The organism is Colwellia sp. D2M02, assembly GCF_018860755.1.
Taxonomy (GTDB): domain Bacteria; phylum Pseudomonadota; class Gammaproteobacteria; order Enterobacterales; family Alteromonadaceae; genus Colwellia; species Colwellia asteriadis.
Genome location: NZ_JAHKPW010000016.1, coordinates 3,444 through 21,771 on the forward strand (window position 1 = coordinate 3,444; position 18,328 = coordinate 21,771).

An 18,328-nucleotide genomic window follows, 5' to 3' on the forward strand; every position below is an offset into this window, starting at 1 on the left:
CTTGCTTATCATATGAAAAGAAGAAAAGCTATCAAGCTAGCGATTCAGAAAAGTAACTTTTGCTGATATTCCAAATTGTTAAATATCTCTTAAACCAAGTTCAGGTTAAGTCGTTAATTTTTTTACGCGACAAAAAAAGCTGATAGGTTACGCTATCAGCTTTTTTGTAATTTGTACTTGTATGTAGCTAGGAAGATTAGCTGCGTGTTTCAGAAACACCTTCGTGAGTAGCGGTTACTGAAAGCTCTTCTTCAAGTTTGCTGTCAATATCTGAATGCTGATCACCTTCGGCGCCGTGCATCCATTCAACTAACTTATTCGCACTTAAGAAAATAATAAGTGCCGTGACTAAAGCTGCAACACCCACAGACATAAAGATGTTACCGGCATTAGCAACTTGCTCTTCACCTTCACCAACAAATTGACCAATAAAAGCTGCTAGCTTATTTGATAGTGCAGTAAAGAAGAACCATGCACCCATTAATAATGACGTGAACTTCACTGGTGCTAACTTAGACACTAACGATAAACCAATAGGTGATAAACATAGTTCACCTAACGTATGGAATAGGTAAGCAAATACTAAGAATAACATGCTAACTTTAATGGTTACATCGCCACCTTGAACCATAGTAGCACCAACCATAACAAAGAAGCCTAAGGCTAAAAATACCATAGCTAAAGCAAATTTCTTTGGCGAGGTAGGTTCTTTAGAGCCCATACCAACCCAAATAGAGGCTATTACAGGCGCAAGTAAAATAATAAACATCGCGTTAAGAGATTGGAACCAAGTTGCTGGTACTTCAAACCCCATAAAGTTACGATCAGTAAATTGTGACGCGTAGATATTAAATAAGCCACCGGCTTGTTCGAAGCCAGCCCAGAAGATAACAGAGAAAACACTCATGATAAGAATTACTTTAGTGCGATCTTTTTCTTCTTTAGTTAACGCGCGTGCTTTTAAGTCTTCTTTGTGTTCAGTAACTTTTTTCGCAGAAGGAACAACGCCGATATCACCTAAATATTTATTAGCAAGAGTTAGCTGTAATGCTAAACCAATTAACATACCAACACCGGCAGCAATAAAACCGTAATGCCAGTTTACTTCTTCACCTAATGTACCAACGATAAATGGTGATAAGAATGCACCTAAGTTAATACCCATATAGAAAATAGTGAATGCACCATCACGGCGATGATCGCCTTCTTGATATAACTCACCCACTAAGCTTGATACGTTAGCTTTAAATAAACCATTACCAATAACGATTAAGGCTAAACCGATATAAAACACGGTTTCTTCCATACCAACAATCATTGATTTTGGAATACCTAGCGTAAAGTAACCTAAGGCAAAAATAATACCACCGTAAATAATTGCTTTACGTTGCCCAATAAAGTTATCGGCTAACCAACCACCAATCATAGGTGTTAGGTATACTGCCATAGTAAAGCTACCATAAAGACCTAAGGCTTCACTGGTAGTCCAGCCAAAACCGCCGTCTTGAACTGAAGCTACTAAATATAATACTAAAAGGGCACGCATGCCGTAATAACCGAAACGCTCCCACATTTCAGTACCAAACAATAGGAAAAGTCCTTTAGGGTGGCCGAAAAGCGTACCCGCATTAGGTTGTGTCATATAATTATCCCAAAAATTTTATTTATTATGTGTTTTGCATTTATTACGCAATTTATTATGTATTTTACGTTAGTTTTTTTGGATTAAAGCCTTAGTAAAGATTAAATCCAAAAGAGTGTTATACCTTTGTGGTGAAATAAAGGCAAGTATAGCGCTGAATCAAGGTAGTAAACGCTTTGGACATTGTAGCGAAATGTTTCCTATGGAGCACCATAATATCAAGGAAATTGAAATGGGGGGTTGTTCTGAAATCACCTTATTAGTAAGTAACTTTAGTTTTTAAGCGTAAACATGAAAATGAAAAACCTTTGGTTTTATGTGAAAGGAGCAGTTAAATAAACAAATCCTTTATGAAACAGCGGGTAAATATTGTGTGGTTTTCTATAAGCTGGTAGACTTCTGCGCTAATTAATTTGCAATGAATGTGGCAGCTTCAGTCTGTTTTGTTGTATTTTGAACAGCGTTTAATTTTAAACACTCAATAAATACGTAACAGCTCTAGTTTTGGCCTCGGTTAAATTAAAATTCAAATGAATAACAGGAATTATTTGCGCTAATGATGACATCCTTCAAATCGATACTGGCAGCGATCGCCATCGTAGTTTTCTCACAGAATGCTTATTCTCAGCAACAAATCAGCCAAGCTCAAATTGAACAATTTAAAAAATTGCCGCCGGGTCAACAACAAACATTAGCCAAGAGTATGGGGATTGATTACAAAGACTTACAGTCAATGTTATCAGGCAAAACTAAGCTTTCTTCTGACGAAGAAAAAAACAATACTGAAGTTTTTCCTCGAGGAACCATGTTTGATGAAGATGGTAACCCTGTATTTCCTGAGCTTGATGAAATAGAAAAAGAAGAGGAGGAGCTTGAAAAAGAACTCAAACCATTTGGTTATGATGTTTTTGCTAATGCCCCATTTACGTTTTCTCCTACGATGGATATCGCGATTCCAGAAGGTTACATTATTGGACCTGGCGATAAGCTATCTATTCAAGTTTTTGGCAAAGAAAGTATTGATGTTGAAATGACAGTTACCCGTGAAGGTGAACTCGTTTTTCCAGATATAGGGGCGCTCAGTGTTGCAGGTTTAACCTTTGTTGAATTAAAACAGTTTCTTAACAATAAAATTAAAGAACGTATTATTGGTGTAAATGTTGTTGTTGGTATTGCATCTTTGCGTTCAATGCGTGTATTTGTTTTGGGTGATGCTTTTAAGCCGGGTCCTTATACCTTAAGTTCTTTATCAAGTATAACTCATGCATTGTTTGCTGCTGGTGGTATTAATGACATTGGTTCTTTACGTAATATTCAGTTAAAACGTTCAGGAAAGCTTATTAAAACGCTTGATTTATATGAGCTACTCATCAATGGTGACTCGTCTAATGATGTATTATTACAATCAGGAGATGTTGTTTTTATTGCCCCAGCAGGTAGAACAGTAACTGTTGATGGTGAAGTGAGACGTCCCGCTATTTATGAATTAGCCGATGATGACAGCTTTGCCGATGTTATTAATATGGCTGGAGGTTTTTTACCCTCGGCCTTTGCTAAATCAACGATTGTTGAGCGTTATAACCAAAGCCATTTACGAAGCATAGTAAACGTTGATTTAACTAATAAAACAGAACTGGCTAAAAAAGCACAGCAAGGTGATTATATTCGCGTGATGAAAACCGCTGAAATGTTTGAACAGTCGGTTACTGTTATCGGTGCGGTAACACGGCCTGGAAAATATCAATGGCAACAAGGACAGCGTATTAATGACTTACTTGCAGATATAGACTCGCATTTACTTGTTAATGCTGACTTAAATTACACTTTGGTTGTGCGAGAAACTGATTTTTCCCGCAATATTGAAGTACTACAGCTTTCTTTAGCCAAAGCGATTACCAACCCCAATTCAGTCGATAATATTCCGTTATTACCAAGTGATAAAGTGATTGTCTTTTCAAATGTATCTAAGATTAGTGATGAAAATATCACGTTAGATACCCTAGCGTTTACCCAAGAAGAGTTATTTAAAAAAGAAAAGCAATTAGCGAAAGAAAAATATAAAACAAAGTTGTTTTGGGAAAAGTACGGCGAAGAGAATGAGTTATACGATATAGATGTTGAAGCTGAAAAAGCTGCTGAATTAGTTAACCAATCTATTGCCCACTTTACTGGTGGTGAAGTTGAAGAAGAAGTTGACGCTAAAGAGTTAAGCCTTTTCTCTCGTCAACGTCTGCTAATGCCTATTATTCATAAATTAAAACAACAAGGTGGTGCGGGTAAACCTATTCAATTAATTGAAATAGACGGGCAAGTAAAGTACCCGGGTGTTTACCCTTTACCTATAGGTGGTCGAGTTGATGACTTAGTTGCTGCTGCGGGTGGTGTTGACGAGTCTGCTTACTTAGCACAAGCTGATATTACACGTAATGAAATAGGCTCATATGGCGTTAAAAAACACTCATTAAGTGTTAATTTAGCGGATGCACTCAATGAAGATCCTGAAAGCAATATTTTATTAAGCAGCAAAGATCGACTTAATATTCATAAAATTCCTGCGTGGAGTGAAAACCATGTAGTTGAGTTACGTGGTGAGTTTAAGTTTCCAGGGAAGTACACCATTAGGCGTGGTGAAAGTTTATCTGATTTGGTAGCTAAAGCTGGTGGATTAACTGATTTTGCTCATGCTGACGGCTCTGTATTCTCTCGAGTGAAGCTAAAAGAACTTGAGCAAAAAAACCTTTTAAAATTAGCCAATGACCTTCAAATTGAGATGGCTTCGCAAACGCTTACTGATAGCAATTCAACACAGTCTTATGAAGAAGCGCAAATGATGCTATCAGATCTAACTAAAACACAGCCAGTAGGACGTTTAGTTATCGATTTAGATCGTATTATGAATGTCGATAATTATGATGTTTTATTAGAAGATGGTGATGTACTTTATGTACCGACAATGAGTAACTCAATTAACGTGATTGGTCAGGTACAGGTAACATCATCGCATATCTTTGATGAAAACCTCACTGCTGATGATTATTTAGAGCAAAGTGGCGGTAGTAAGAAGCGTGCCGATGAAAGCCGTATTTATATTATTTCGGCTAACGGGCGTATACGTATGAAAGCAGGTGCTAATTGGTTCTCTCAAAATAGCGCATCCACATTGCGCCCAGGAGACACCATTGTTGTGCCATTAGATGCTGAATACATGAATAATTTAGAGCTATGGACCAATGTAACGGGTATTATTTACAACTCAGCAGTTGCTATAGCCTCAATTAGTAATATTAATAAGTAGCTTGTATGAAGTAAGCTACTAGCTATAAGTAAGAATGAATAAAGTGATTTACTTGATAATGCGTAAAATAAGTTAATTGCTTTGTTTTATCATTTAAAATTTTAACGGAATAATAACGGAACAATAACGTGACAGTAACAACATTAGATAATATTAAGATTGCAATTATAGGTTTAGGCTATGTAGGTTTACCATTGGCTGTTGAGTTTGGTAAAAAATACCCAACATTAGGTTTTGATATTAACCAAAAGCGTGTTGAAGAGTTAAAACAAGGTCACGATTTTACACTTGAAGTATCAAGTGAAGAGTTGGCAGACTCACCTTATATTAATTACTCAAGCGATGTTGAAGCACTAAAAGCGAGTAATATTTATATTGTTACAGTACCGACACCAATTGATAAGCATAAACAACCTGATCTAACACCGCTAGTTAAAGCAAGCCAAATGTTAGCTAAAGTTATCTCGAAAGGGGATATTGTTATTTATGAGTCGACTGTGTACCCGGGTGCTACAGAAGAAGTTTGTATACCTGAGATAGAAAAAAATTCAGGACTTTTATTTAATCAAGACTTTTACGCTGGTTATAGCCCCGAGCGTATTAACCCAGGCGATAAAGAGCACCGAGTTACTAATATATTGAAGGTGACTTCAGGCTCTACTCCTGAAATCGCTGACTTTGTTGATAGTATTTATAGTTCAATTATTACTGCTGGCACCTATAAAGCATCATCAATTCAAGTAGCAGAAGCAGCTAAAGTCATAGAAAACACACAGCGTGATTTAAATATTGCATTAATTAATGAATTAGCTGTTATTTTTAACAAGTTAAATATTGATACTGAAGAAGTATTAAAAGCGGCTGGTACTAAGTGGAACTTCTTACCATTTAGACCAGGTCTGGTTGGTGGTCATTGTATTGGTGTTGATCCTTATTATTTAACTCATAAAGCACAAGCTATAGGTTATAACCCAGAAGTTATCCTTGCAGGTCGTCGTATTAATGACTCTATGGGTGAATATGTTGTTTCACAGCTTGTTAAAACTATGCTTAAAGCAAAGTTACCGGTTAACGGTGCTAATGTTTTGGTAATGGGGTTAACGTTTAAAGAAAACTGCCCTGATGTTCGTAACACTAAAGTGGTTGATATTTTAGCCGAACTTGCTGAATTTGATATGAATGTTGATGTATTCGACCCTTGGGTTAATCCTGAAGAAGCACAACATGAGTATGGTGTTGAATTAATTGAAGCGCCAAAAAATGGTCATTATGATGCGGTTATTTTTGCGGTTGCTCATGATCAGTTTAAAGTGATGAGCGCCACAGAAATTAAAGCGTTAATGAAAGCAGAGCACATCATTTACGATTTAAAATACATGCTCGACCCTAAGTTAGCCGATATTCGTTTATAGACCGATTAAGTTTATATTTACTGACACGCTATAGCTAAACAGATTATTGATTATCACAGGTTTATTTTCTTTAAAAGAATCTAAGCCTGTTTTTATTTAAGGATACTTACTCGAAATGACTCGTTATCAACAAATACAAAAAACACTGGCAGACAGCCCTAAAACTTGGTTAATTACAGGTTGTGCAGGTTTTATCGGCTCTAATTTACTTGAAATATTATTATTACTCGATCAAAACGTTGTAGGTTTAGATAACTTTGCAACAGGACACCAACATAACCTAGATGAAGTTAAGACACAGGTCTCTGAGGCACAATGGTTACGATTTAACTTCATCAAAGGTGATATTCGTCAAGTTGACGACTGCCACAAGGCTTGTGAAGGGGTTGATTATATCTTACATCAAGCAGCATTAGGCTCAGTACCACGTTCACTGGCCGATCCTATTACCACTAATAGTACTAACATTGACGGCTTTTTAAATATGTTAGTGGCGGCTAAAGAAGCAAGTATCGACACTATGGTTTATGCAGCATCAAGCTCTACCTATGGTGACCATCCTGCATTACCGAAAGTAGAAGACGCGATAGGTAAACCACTTTCACCTTATGCGGTAACTAAGTATGTTAATGAGCTTTATGCTGATGTATTTCAAAAAAGTTATGGCTTAAATACAATCGGATTACGTTATTTTAATGTTTTTGGTAAGCGTCAAGATCCAGATGGCGCTTACGCAGCAGTAATCCCTAAATGGACAGCAGCCATGATTTCTGATGAAGAAATATTTATCAATGGTGATGGTGAAACCAGTCGTGACTTTTGTTTTATTGAAAATGCAGTCCAAGCAAATATTTTAGCCGCAACATCAAAGCAAGAAGCAAAAAATGAAGTTTATAATGTGGCCTTAGGTGATAGAACAACATTAAATTATTTGTTTACCAGCTTACAGCAATCACTACAAGATAACGGTGTAGAATATAGTCAAACTGCTAACTATCGTGATTTTAGAGCAGGGGATGTCAGACACTCTCAAGCCGATATTACTAAAGCAAAAACGTTATTAGGATTTGAACCTGAGTTTAAAATAGCACAAGGGATTACCAAAGCAATGCCTTGGTATATTGGCTTTATGAAAGCTAACGGTTAACCAAAATACTATAGAGCTTGTACACTTTAAGTCGGAACTAATACAAGTTATCGCCAATATTATTATTGGCGATAAACCGCAACAACATGTAAGCTCTATCTCTTTTTATTTAAAAAATGATGACTTGCAATAGCTACTAACAATTGCTTTCTTGCAAATTTATTGAGCTTTCTTACATTTCTATAACGATATAAGACTTTATTTCACTTTTATTATATTCACTTATCTTCTATAATAACGCCAATTTCCTTGTTTATAGAGCATAAGCTCGAACAAATGTAAGCTAATTTTACTTTTACTAGCACTCTCATCAGGTCAATAATGCATATACTAGCTACTATTTTTACCACGTTCTGCTTCGCTTTTATTGCTATTAAATTTTTTAAACCCGTTGCTATTGAAGTAGGCTTAGTTGATAAGCCGTGCGAGAGAAAGCAACATGATGGTCACATCCCACTTATTGGTGGTATCTCTATTTTCCTCGCAGTACTGGCTGCCACTTTACTTTGGTTACCTTCAACCCTTGAGTTACGTATGTATTTAATCGCTTCTGCGATGATGGTCTTTATTGGTGCCCTTGACGACAAATTTGATTTACGTGTTCGTGTTCGTATTGTTGGACAAATTATCATTGCCAGCTTAATGATTTATGGGGTTGGTGGTTATATTTCTAATTTAGGTGATATCCTTGGTCTAGGTACTATTGATATTGGTGCGTTCGGGATATTATTTACCTATTTTGGTATTATCGTTGTTATTAATGCGTATAACATGATTGATGGTATTGATGGTCTTATTGGTAGTCTTAGCGTAAATACATTTACTTCTATTGCGCTATTATTTTTATTAAGTGGTCAAACAGATTACTTAAGCTACCCGTTAATTTTAGCCACAGCCACCTTGCCATACCTTATGTTTAATTTAGGCTTTTTTAAAAACGAAACTAAGAAAATATTTATGGGTGATGCTGGTAGCATGTTCGTTGGTTTGAGCGTTATTTGGTTACTAACTATGGGGACTCAAGGAGATAGTGCGTCTTTTCGTCCAGTAACAGCATTATGGATATGTGCAATTCCATTAATGGACATGTTAGCAATTGTAGTTCGTCGTTATAAAAATGGTAAGTCACCTTTTAAACCTGACAGAGATCATTTACATCATTTATTACAAAGAGCGGGCTTAAGCTCTAAGCAAACCTTAGTTGTTATCTCATTTGGCGCGGCATTGATGTCGGGTTTCGGTATTGCCGGTGAGTATTTTAATATTGCAGAGTCAATTATGTTCGCAAGCTTTTTATTAATGTTTATCAGCTATGCGTTAAGTATCCGTTTTATTTCAAGACGCGCTTCTTTTAAATAATAGTTTTTGTTGCGTTTACTATAAAGCCTAACTCATGGAGTTGGGCTTTTTACGTTTTGCCGTTATGTTTTTAAAGTGTAATCAAAGCAAATCAAAAAGTAGCTTGCAATATAACTTATTGTAAATCAGTTATTTTGTTAACCACTGAAATAACATAAGATAACTTGCTTATTTTCTTTCTAAAATACTAAGAGTCATTTAAGTCATGTATGCAATTCCTGCAGTAAATAGAAGTCAGTTAAGCGCTACTCAAGCTAAAATTGATGGTAAAACAAAACCAGTTGGTGCATTAGGTGAGCTTGAAACTTTAGCTAAACAGCTGATGTTGATTCAATGGCAACGTATGACAGTTAATGAAGGTCATAGTGACTTGGGGTTTAGTTTAAAGACAAAGCTAAGTTTAACTAAGCCAATGATGCTAGTTTTTGCTGGCGATCATGGGATTAATGAAGCGCAAGTTAGTATAGCGCCTAGTGCGGTAACTCGGCAGATGGTTTTAAACTTTTTATCCGAGGGGGCTGCTATTAATTGTTTTTGTCGCAACAATGATATAGGAATGACGGTAATAGATTGTGGCGTACTCGATGCGATTAGCGATAAAGATAAAGCAGAGTACGTAGAGAATAACGTGAACTTTGTTGTGCAACGTTTAGGCGCGGGCACGCACAATATCGCAAACCAAGCAGCAATGAGCTTAAGGCAAGTTGAGCAAGGTTTAAGTTACGGTGAAAAGGTCGTTACTCAGCAGTTAGCGTTGGGCTGTGACGTTATTTTATTAGGTGAGATGGGCATTGCGAATACTAGCTCTGCATCGGCGCTAATGTTAGCACTTACTTCTTATTCAGTTGACGATTGTGTTGGTATGGGAACAGGAATTACTGAGCTACAATTAGCGCAGAAAAAACGACTAATAACCCAAGCCTTAGCGCGTATTAATACGCTCAATAACCCTTCTTTAGACGGTGTTGAAGAAGTAGATAATACTGTTTATATCAAAACACTTTTAAGTGAGCTCGGTGGCTTTGAAATAGTACAAATGGTTGGCGCTATTTTAGCTGCCGCTAAAGCGAGTGTTGCCGTAGTTGTTGATGGCTTTATTGTGAGCGTTGCAGCTTTGGTTGCCGTTAAAATAAATGCCAATGTAGTCGACTACCTTATTTTCTCTCATGTCTCACAAGAAAAAGCGCACCAAGGTTTATTAAATGAATTCAAGCAAGATAGTCGCTACCACACTAAGTCGTTATTAAGTTTAGGTTTGCGACTTGGTGAAGGCTCAGGTGCGGCGTTAGCTTACCCACTGCTAACGGCAGCGGCGAGTTTTTATAATAATATGGCAAGTTTTGAAGATGCTGGCGTTACGGTATGATAACTATTGGCCAAAAACTAAGTAGCATAATATGAGTATTATGAAGCACTTGATAGGTAAAGATATTGTTCAGTCTTGTAAGGCCCAGCTTAACTTGTTTTATTTAGCATTAAGCTTTTTCACCCGCATTCCTGTGCCTAAGTCTATGGAATACTCTCCTTCGTTGCTGAATCAAGCCAATCGTTATTTTTCATTAGTAGGCTTATTTATCGGCTTAATATTAGCGAGCTGTGCCTATATTCTAGCGGATTTCTTTCCCGTGACAGTTGTTATCATTTTAGTATTGGCTATTAGTTTGTTATTGACTGGCGCGTTTCATGAAGATGGCTTAGCAGATATGGCAGACGGAATAGGTGGTGCGTTTGAGGTAAGTAAGCGCTTAGCTATTATGAAAGATAGTCGCTTAGGAACTTACGGTGCGGTTACCCTATTTATTGCCTTACTATTAAAGTTTTATTTGTTACATGCATTAATGCAAATTAATCTTAACTTGTTCTTAGGTGCGCTTGTTTTAGCTGCTGGACTTTCTCGTGCATTCGCTGGCAGCTTAATATCAGCGCTCCCTTATGTTACCGAAACAGATAACAGTAAAAGTAAGCCGTTAGCACAGTTTCAATCAAATCAAGAGCGTTTGCTTTTATTAGTCATAGGTATTACTCCTTTATTGTTTTATCCATTGGCTTTAATTTGGATAACGTTGGCTGTGCTTTTTTTGTTTCGTTGGTATTTTAAGTTATGGTTATTAAAGCGCCTCGGTGGTTTTACTGGGGATTGTTTAGGGGCTGCGCAACAGTTAAGTGAGCTGTTAATTTATCTTACTTTTGTCGGTTATTTTGGCCATGGCAGCTTTTAGTAATAATGCGCTTATTCATGATACAAGCATAGGAACACTCTAATGATACATTTAGTGTTAGGTGGGGCACGCTCAGGAAAGTCGAGTTTTGCTGAGCAGCAAACTTTGGCTTTGTGTAAAGGTAACAATAAACAGGCAGCTTATATTGCGACGGCAACAGCGGTAGATGATGAAATGCTTGATCGTATTGTTAAGCATCAAACTGACAGAGGGCAAGAGTGGCAGCTAATAGAGTGCCCTTTACTGCTTAGTGAGCAACTACAATCATTGCCTAAAAATCAGGTTTACTTACTTGACTGTTTAACCTTGTGGCTAAATAACCAGCTTTTTTCGGTAGAATATAAGAATAAGACCGAACAAGCACAGCATTTAAATGACGAAATGGATCAGCTAATTGCCACGCTTGCTATTTTAGATATTGATATCGTTATTGTCAGTAATGAAATTGGTTTAGGTGTGATCCCTATGGGGGCAGCTACTCGCTTGTATGTTGACTATTGTGGTTGGCTTAATCAAGCAGTGGCTAAGGTTGCCGATCAGGTAACACTCGTAACTGCCGGTATTCCATTAACATTGAAAAAAGCTTAAGCAGTTTTTTATGATTATCAATTCATTGCTAAGTTATCTAGCCGTGAGGGCAAGCTACCATTTATTCTATAATCTTGTTGGTAATTTATGCTGCAGATAGAGCTGGTACGTCACGTTAAAGTTGAGGGGAGAGCTGCGCTTTACGGAAAAACTGACGTAGCCCCCAAAGCTGCTGATAATGACTTATTAATAGCTGCTTTATTGAAAAGGAGTGAGCTTCGCCAAACTAGAACAGCTACTAATACTCTAAAGCTGCCAGCTATTTATCAGCAAATATTCAGCTCCCCATTACAGCGCTGCGTTTTAGCTGCTAAACAATTAGCTCAATTAACCCATGCACCTTTATTAATTAAAGACGACTTTCAAGAAATGAACTTTGGTCGCTATGATGGTGTGTTGTTTGATGAGTTACCTTTTGATAAGCAAGAGTCAATATCGATTTCTGGGTTACATTGGAATACTCTTGAAGAATTTTTTCAATCACCCGCTAATGTCATATTACCTCAAGCAGAAAGCTTGACTGAATTTCATCAACGGGTAATTTCTGCATGGAAAAGTCTCTTAACGCAGCAGCTAAGCTTACAAACTACGCAAGGTTTACAACCACGACGTATTATTATTTTTGCACATGGTGGTGTGATTCGCATGATTCTAGCGCACGTATTACAGCTTAACTGGCAGCAAGCAAGTTGGTATCAAAACTTACATATTGGCTATGGTAGTCTAACTCAACTATCGGTACGATCTATTGATGATAACAGTAGTTCACCTACTCACTCTCAAAACATTGACCAATCAGCCTCTTCACATGATTACTTTACCCAAGTGAATACGATTGCTATGCCTTTACTCGATGAGTAACGCGGATAAAGCTAATTGTGGCAATTTATCAACATTAACTATGCAGTAACCTATTAAATGAATAATAAAACTCCAACTCTGATGGTACAAGGCACCACTTCTGATGCAGGTAAAACGACACTAGTAGCAGGCTTGTGTCGTGTCTTTGCAGATCAAGGTAAGAAAGTTGCACCATTTAAGCCGCAAAATATGGCGCTAAACAGTGCGGTAACACCTTGTGGCGGTGAAATCGGACGAGGACAAGCACTACAAGCTAAAGCGGCCAGAGTTGCGTTGTCTGTTGATTTTAATCCTATTTTACTTAAGCCAAATAGCGATACCGGTGCACAAGTTATCATGCACGGTAAAGCGCTTTCTAATATGGAAGCTAAGCAATACCAAGATTACAAAAAAGTAGCGATGCAAGGGGTGCTAGCTTCACATCAACGTTTAATGGATAACTATCAACTCATTGTCGTGGAAGGTGCTGGCAGCCCCGCTGAAATTAACCTACGTAAAGGTGATATTGCCAATATGGGGTTTGCTGAGGCAGCAGATTGTCCGGTAATTATTATTGCAGATATTGATAAAGGCGGTGTCTTTGCCCAACTTGTTGGCACCTTAATGTTGTTATCACAATCTGAGCAAGACCGAGTGGCAGGTTTTGTTATTAATCGCTTTCGCGGTGATATTCGTTTGCTTGAATCGGGGTTAACTTGGCTCGAAGAAAAAACCAATAAACCTGTTTTAGGTGTGCTGCCTTATTTACATGGCCTTGATGTTTCATCAGAAGACGCTTTAGTTACCCAGCAGAGTGACAAAATAGCGAGTAAAGTAAAGATAGTGGTACTGGTTTATCCGCATATGAGTAATCATACCGACTTTGATGCGTTAAGGCACCATAGTGATATTGATTGTCAGTTCTTATTTGCTAAGGGCGGTGAGGGCGAAGCTACAATTGATAAAGTGGCTATTCCTCCTTGTGACTTATTAATATTACCAGGTAGTAAAAACGTTCGTGGTGATTTAGCCTTTTTACGTGCCCGAGGTTGGCATGATGAAATCGCGCGTCATTTACGTTATGGCGGTAAAGTATTAGGGGTTTGCGGTGGTTACCAAATGTTAGGTGAAATGATTGCTGACCCATATGGTATTGAAGGTGAAGCGGGCACGACTAAAGGGCTAGGTTATTTCCCACTTCGTACTGAATTAACGAAAAATAAAACCTTAGTTAATGTCAGTGGAACGCTTAATCTTGCAGGAAAAACCGCTAATATTAGCGGTTATGAAATTCATGCCGGTGAAACAAGTTGCAAAGATACTAAAGAAAGTACTAAAGAAGCTGCTGGTCAATATGTTAGTACAGAGCAGCCTAATGAGCTATCAACACTAATTACCGCCGACATGAAAGCAACGCATTATCCCGAGCCAGGAACGCTAAGCGCTGATGAGCAGATTGCCGGTTGCTACCTTCATGGTTTGTTTGATCAACCGCAAGCGTTACAGCTGTTTATGCTGTGGCTAAACTTTGAGGTTAGTTTAGCGCCAAGTATTGAAGTGATTGAAGAGGAAGCGATTAATCGGGTTGCTAACGCCTGTAGAGCGCATTTAGATATGAATAAAGTTGAGAAAATACTGGCTGACTGGTATGGCTAAGTTATCACAATACACCGATTAATGATTAAAGGTGCTTGCTACGAGCAAAAAACTAAAAAGCGACATTAAGTCGCTTTTTAGTTTTTATTGTTTTAATTGCTATTAATGTTTAGTAATCAATATATTGTCCATAGTGATTATTTCTACTTAATGCGGCTTGACTACCTTTTAATGAAAATTTATAGCCACACAAGCTAAAATCACCTTTAAATGCTAGCGCTCTAATGAGTGCTTTACTGTCAAGAGGGGAGAATGCTGCGTAATAATGATTAATATTTTCAACATCAACGCGTACTGTGCGAATATCCTCGCCTTTATTAAAGTTAATCACATTACAGCTTTTGTCGCCTTGAGTTGATAGTTGCGACCATAACTGACCATTTTCAACATCATCAGCTTGCCAATGAATGATCACGCCTTGATGTTGTGATAAATACAGCGTGAAATTATCAGGCATGGGTAACGGCTCATTTCGTATTAACTTATGACTGTTTTCGCCATTTTTTGCTTGGTTTTGAGCTTCACTTTCTAAAGCTTGTTCACTCGACTTATTATCTATAGCGTTTGCTATTGTAATGCCAATAATAGTAATGAGCAGTAACGCTGCTATTAGTGCTATTCCTAGTTGAAGCTTTTTATTTGTAAATAATGCTACGCGAATATTTTCGCCAAGGTCGTTCTGCGAAGTTACTGTAGTGCTTATAGTGTCTGTTTGCGGTTTTATTTGCGCTACAGACTCATTAACAACTTCTGTTGTAATAGTGTCAAACTGTTGGTTAGTGATGCCTTGTGAAGCGAGGGTTGGTTCAATACGGCGATTTTGTAATGGCGCGCTACTTTCTTTAAGGCTCGATAAATCAACCGGACCGTAATAACCATAGATATAGCTAACTTGACGGTCTGTTAGCTTACTCACATAACTTAGAAAAAAGGCTGAGCTTATTATCGGTAGTATTAATAAGTAGTAGCCATTATCAGCAATAAATAATGTTGCCAGCCCAGTGATAAAAAATAGTACTGTTGGAATAAGTAATAAACGCTCACTTTGTTTCGCGTCATGTAAACGTCTTTTTGTGGTTAACGCTAATAAACTAGTGCAAAGTAGTAACAGTAAAAAACCAACAAGAAAGTTACCGGTGAAAATTGCTGAGAAAAGCACAAATAAGGTATAGGCTAGCGCAGCTAATGCTATATATCGGCTGCGATTGTCGTTACCTTTTAAGCAAAAAATAGATTGTAGTAAAAGCAAAATAGCTCCGAAAGTTGATGAGTTAATTTGATATGTTTATTCTAAAAGTTATATTTTTCTGTGTTTTTGATATTTTGTTGTACTTATTTTTATCAAAATACTTTGAGTCTTAATAGGGCTCGTTAATTTTATAAGCGGGCAAAACAACTTGCTCTAGTTTTAAGCCGCATAAAGTTAATGTCCCTTGATTGTTAGACTCGCCATCACCACTAAATTCAAAATCAAAAACACTTTTAATGCAAGCGCCGTGCTCTTTAGTTACGCTAAATCGACTAGTGCGTCGTGCTAAGGCGATAAACTGTAACCCTGATTTTTTACAGTAGTTATCAACATGTACTTTGGCACACTCAGATACTTTTCGTAAATAAATGAAGTACCAAGCGATTAAAAAAGCGATTAATAAATAATAAATATTTTCCATAGTGCTCTCATTACAGCAAAATTAGGCTAACCAAGGACTAGGTATCACTTTAAGCAAACCATATCATTGAAGTAACTTTGCTTAAAGGTTAGTGTTTAGCATTTTAGTGAATATATCTTAGCGAGCTCAACTTTATTATTATTGACAAGTCTACTACGAGACTAAGCTTGGTTAAATAACTGTCCAATAGCTTGAGCCAGTGCTGGAGAACGATTAGGCGCTCGCATACATTGAAATACCACAGGACGAATGGTCGGAATGGCAACTAAATCTTTAAATATACTGGTAAATAGTGGTATGTCATTACTGCTAACTAGATGTTCAAAATAAGCCATTAATCGAGTATTGTCGGCTAATACTGACCAGCAGCGACCAGACAGTGTAATTAATAAGTCAGGGCTAACATATGCTTGTTGTAATAATGAGTCAATAAATTCAATGACATGCTTATGTTGAATACTGCCTGCTAAAGCACGCAATAAGTGCTGAGCTATTTGCTGACTTGGCTCTTCTTCATTCTCTGTCTGTGTGGCCAATTGCGCTGTATTTTGTAGTTGCGTAGTTAAGCGCGTTAGTATGATGTCGATTAAGTTAACGTCTAAGCTTTCATTTTCTAGTGCGCCGCATAAAGGTAATAAAACTTCTTCTGGTAAGTTGTTGAATACCTTGCATAAAAGTTCGCTGTTATTATCTTGCTTTATTCTTGCCGTAAAGTCGGTAATACCTTGCACACCAACGGCTTGCCAATTATCCCAACCTAAATCACCGCTGATGTAACTTAAAAATGGTGATAAATATTCACTGGCTGGCTGTTTTAGATCCACTTTAATTTTGCTATTTAAGCTTGCTAATTTGTATTGGGCTGGTGTAAATAAGTACGGGTTACTACTGAGAATATCTTCTTGTTTTTTACTCGCTTCTTGGGTTAAATCAGCGCCGAGAGCTTCTACAATAATGGCGATAAAGTGATTGCGAGCCCCTTGGTTTAATAACCCTCGCTCATCTAGCGGTAATTTTAATAACCATAAGTAAGGCTGAGCAGATTGTTTTTGCCAAAACGCGATTGCGATAAACGCATGGCCTTGTGAAGGTGTCGGGTAGGGGACTTGGTTTAACTCAACTTTTTCAAACAGCTCTTTCGGCACTTTAGTGACTAAGCGACCCATATCATAAAGGCGATATTGTGAACCCGATAGTTTTAGTAATTGAGAAATAGTATCGATGTTTTGGGGTTGTGCGTTGTCAGACATAAAATATCAAAATCATGTTGGTTGAATTAGCCTGATATTATAAGGATAATGGCGCGATTAACATAGTAAAAGTTTGTATTAAACAGAGACCTAATCAGTGAATAAACCCAATGAACACTAATCAAAAAGCACACATCTCGGTGCTATTAAATGATTTAACTCAAGCATTAAAAGCACAACACTTATGGCAAGACATTCCGCCAGCAACAGAAAAGCTTAAGAGTAAGCTGCCTTTTTGTGTTGACACATTATTGTTTGAGCAATGGCTGCAATTTATTTTTCTTCCTAAAATGCAGCACTTGCTTAACGAAAACTTACCTTTACCCAGCTCGATTTCATTATCTCCTATGGCTGAAGAAGCATTTAAACGCTTAGGCAGTGAAGCTAATTCGTTATTAAGTATTATTGCCGCTATTGATTTGTCGTTGACTCAACCAAGTATGCAAGGATAACTATGCTGCCTATTCTTTACCAAGACGAGTATATTGTTGTTATTGACAAACCCTCGGGATTGTTGGTGCACCGCTCTATGATAGATAAGCATGAAACGCGTTTTGCCTTACAATTAGTACGAGATCAAATTGGCCAATATGTTTATCCCGTTCATCGATTAGATAAACCTACCTCGGGTGTTTTGGTTATGGCGCTTTCTGCTGAGATAGCGGCAAAATTAACTGAGCAGTTTAGTGAGAAAACCATACAGAAAAAGTACATTGCTTTGGTGCGAGGCTATACCCCTGAGAGTGATTGTATTGATTATCCGCTCAACGAGATGCTTGATAAAATGACCGATAAAAAAGCGCAGCAAGACAAGTTAGCGCAACCGGCAGTTACTGAATATAAAACCCTGTGGCAAGGAGAGTTACCCATTGCTGTTGGGCGTTATGCTACTTCACGTTATTCTCTATTGTCATTAATGCCACAAACCGGAAGGAAACATCAGCTAAGACGTCACATGAAGCATATTTTTCATCCGATAGTTGGAGACACCACGCATGGTGACGGTAAACATAACACTATGTTTAGAGAGCAGTTTAATTTAGAGCGATTATTGTTAGTGGCGAAAGAGATGACATTTGAACATCCGGTATTACTGAAAAAACTCACCATTAAAGCGAGTTTAAGTCCCGAGTTTACAGAAATATTAACCGCTATAAATTGCCCTGTAGCCGATATTGTTGATTAACGCGGATGTAACTATTGCAGTAATTAACCTGAACTTCTAGCCTATTGCAAGTAAATTTAACGAA

15 protein-coding genes are annotated in these 18,328 nt (G+C 37.6%); 11 read left to right on the top strand and 4 right to left on the bottom strand.

Annotation, left to right across the window (positions count from 1 at the left end; translation table 11 throughout):
* Positions 1 to 196: 196 nt before the first annotated feature.
* On the bottom strand, positions 197 to 1,642 hold the full coding sequence (locus KO495_RS02325) for a peptide MFS transporter (RefSeq protein ID WP_215978795.1): 1,446 nt from the start codon (positions 1,640 to 1,642) through the stop codon (positions 197 to 199).
* Positions 1,643 to 2,198: 556 nt separating this feature from the next.
* On the opposite strand from KO495_RS02325, the gene KO495_RS02330 reads away from it, so the two are divergent.
* From KO495_RS02330 to KO495_RS02370, 9 genes are all read left to right on the top strand, one after another.
* Positions 2,199 to 4,937 (top strand): SLBB domain-containing protein, encoded by a 2,739-nt coding sequence (locus tag KO495_RS02330; RefSeq protein WP_215978796.1) that lies wholly within the window; start codon positions 2,199 to 2,201, stop codon positions 4,935 to 4,937.
* Positions 4,938 to 5,065: 128 nt separating this feature from the next.
* Positions 5,066 to 6,349 carry a Vi polysaccharide biosynthesis UDP-N-acetylglucosamine C-6 dehydrogenase TviB gene (gene tviB / locus KO495_RS02335; RefSeq protein WP_215978797.1) on the top strand — a complete coding sequence of 428 codons (1,284 nt, stop codon included), beginning with the start codon at positions 5,066 to 5,068 and terminating at the stop codon, positions 6,347 to 6,349.
* A 115-nt stretch (positions 6,350 to 6,464) separates the two neighbouring features.
* On the top strand, positions 6,465 to 7,496 hold the full coding sequence (locus tag KO495_RS02340) for an NAD-dependent epimerase/dehydratase family protein (protein ID WP_215978798.1): 1,032 nt from the start codon (positions 6,465 to 6,467) through the stop codon (positions 7,494 to 7,496).
* A gap of 321 nt (positions 7,497 to 7,817) precedes the next feature.
* Entirely contained in the window at positions 7,818 to 8,855 is a 1,038-nt protein-coding gene (wecA, locus tag KO495_RS02345) for a UDP-N-acetylglucosamine--undecaprenyl-phosphate N-acetylglucosaminephosphotransferase (RefSeq protein ID WP_215978799.1), read from the top strand.
* 205 nt (positions 8,856 to 9,060) lie between these two features.
* The gene (cobT, locus tag KO495_RS02350; protein WP_215978800.1) at positions 9,061 to 10,221 is read left to right on the top strand and encodes a nicotinate-nucleotide--dimethylbenzimidazole phosphoribosyltransferase; all 1,161 of its coding nucleotides are present in this window, start codon (positions 9,061 to 9,063) and stop codon (positions 10,219 to 10,221) included.
* 31 nt (positions 10,222 to 10,252) lie between these two features.
* Entirely contained in the window at positions 10,253 to 11,074 is an 822-nt protein-coding gene (locus tag KO495_RS02355; RefSeq protein ID WP_252738761.1) for an adenosylcobinamide-GDP ribazoletransferase, read from the top strand.
* A gap of 42 nt (positions 11,075 to 11,116) precedes the next feature.
* Positions 11,117 to 11,662: a bifunctional adenosylcobinamide kinase/adenosylcobinamide-phosphate guanylyltransferase gene (gene cobU, locus KO495_RS02360; protein ID WP_215978801.1), complete on the top strand. Its 546-nt coding sequence runs from the start codon at positions 11,117 to 11,119 to the stop codon at positions 11,660 to 11,662.
* A gap of 87 nt (positions 11,663 to 11,749) precedes the next feature.
* Entirely contained in the window at positions 11,750 to 12,523 is a 774-nt protein-coding gene (locus KO495_RS02365) for a histidine phosphatase family protein (RefSeq protein WP_215978802.1), read from the top strand.
* 57 nt (positions 12,524 to 12,580) lie between these two features.
* Positions 12,581 to 14,158 (top strand): cobyric acid synthase, encoded by a 1,578-nt coding sequence (locus tag KO495_RS02370; RefSeq protein ID WP_215978803.1) that lies wholly within the window; start codon positions 12,581 to 12,583, stop codon positions 14,156 to 14,158.
* Positions 14,159 to 14,267: 109 nt separating this feature from the next.
* On the opposite strand, the gene KO495_RS02375 is transcribed toward KO495_RS02370, so the two are convergent.
* The 3 genes from KO495_RS02375 to KO495_RS02385 all read right to left on the bottom strand — a co-directional run bounded on the left by KO495_RS02375 (position 14,268) and on the right by KO495_RS02385 (position 17,078).
* Entirely contained in the window at positions 14,268 to 15,407 is a 1,140-nt protein-coding gene (locus KO495_RS02375) for a hypothetical protein (RefSeq protein WP_215978804.1), read from the bottom strand.
* A 109-nt stretch (positions 15,408 to 15,516) separates the two neighbouring features.
* On the bottom strand, positions 15,517 to 15,828 hold the full coding sequence (locus tag KO495_RS02380; protein ID WP_215978805.1) for a DUF3301 domain-containing protein: 312 nt from the start codon (positions 15,826 to 15,828) through the stop codon (positions 15,517 to 15,519).
* Between the two features lie 161 nt (positions 15,829 to 15,989).
* On the bottom strand, positions 15,990 to 17,078 hold the full coding sequence (locus KO495_RS02385) for a DUF3549 family protein (RefSeq protein WP_215978806.1): 1,089 nt from the start codon (positions 17,076 to 17,078) through the stop codon (positions 15,990 to 15,992).
* 110 nt (positions 17,079 to 17,188) lie between these two features.
* Between KO495_RS02385 and KO495_RS02390 the strand changes: the two genes are divergently transcribed.
* Complete coding sequence (locus KO495_RS02390; protein WP_215978807.1) at positions 17,189 to 17,530, top strand: YqcC family protein; 342 nt, start codon at positions 17,189 to 17,191, stop codon at positions 17,528 to 17,530.
* Between the two features lie 2 nt (positions 17,531 to 17,532).
* Positions 17,533 to 18,264, top strand: coding sequence for a tRNA pseudouridine(65) synthase TruC (gene truC, locus KO495_RS02395; protein WP_215978808.1), 732 nt, complete (start codon positions 17,533 to 17,535; stop codon positions 18,262 to 18,264).
* Positions 18,265 to 18,328 lie beyond the last annotated feature (64 nt).

Excerpts from the sequence above, each read along its gene's own strand:
- cobU (WP_215978801.1), top strand. The coding sequence starts at position 11,117 with ATGATACATTTAGTGTTAGGTGGGGCACGCTCAGGAAAGTCGAGTTTT.
- cobT (WP_215978800.1), top strand. The coding sequence starts at position 9,061 with ATGTATGCAATTCCTGCAGTAAATAGAAGTCAGTTAAGCGCTACTCAA.
- truC (WP_215978808.1), top strand. The coding sequence starts at position 17,533 with ATGCTGCCTATTCTTTACCAAGACGAGTATATTGTTGTTATTGACAAA.
- KO495_RS02380 (WP_215978805.1), bottom strand. The coding sequence starts at position 15,828 with ATGGAAAATATTTATTATTTATTAATCGCTTTTTTAATCGCTTGGTAC.
- KO495_RS02355 (WP_252738761.1), top strand. The coding sequence starts at position 10,253 with ATGAGTATTATGAAGCACTTGATAGGTAAAGATATTGTTCAGTCTTGT.
- wecA (WP_215978799.1), top strand. The coding sequence starts at position 7,818 with ATGCATATACTAGCTACTATTTTTACCACGTTCTGCTTCGCTTTTATT.
- KO495_RS02325 (WP_215978795.1), bottom strand. The coding sequence starts at position 1,642 with ATGACACAACCTAATGCGGGTACGCTTTTCGGCCACCCTAAAGGACTT.
- KO495_RS02390 (WP_215978807.1), top strand. The coding sequence starts at position 17,189 with ATGAACACTAATCAAAAAGCACACATCTCGGTGCTATTAAATGATTTA.
- KO495_RS02365 (WP_215978802.1), top strand. The coding sequence starts at position 11,750 with ATGCTGCAGATAGAGCTGGTACGTCACGTTAAAGTTGAGGGGAGAGCT.
- KO495_RS02370 (WP_215978803.1), top strand. The coding sequence starts at position 12,581 with ATGAATAATAAAACTCCAACTCTGATGGTACAAGGCACCACTTCTGAT.
- KO495_RS02385 (WP_215978806.1), bottom strand. The coding sequence starts at position 17,078 with ATGTCTGACAACGCACAACCCCAAAACATCGATACTATTTCTCAATTA.
- KO495_RS02340 (WP_215978798.1), top strand. The coding sequence starts at position 6,465 with ATGACTCGTTATCAACAAATACAAAAAACACTGGCAGACAGCCCTAAA.
- KO495_RS02330 (WP_215978796.1), top strand. The coding sequence starts at position 2,199 with ATGATGACATCCTTCAAATCGATACTGGCAGCGATCGCCATCGTAGTT.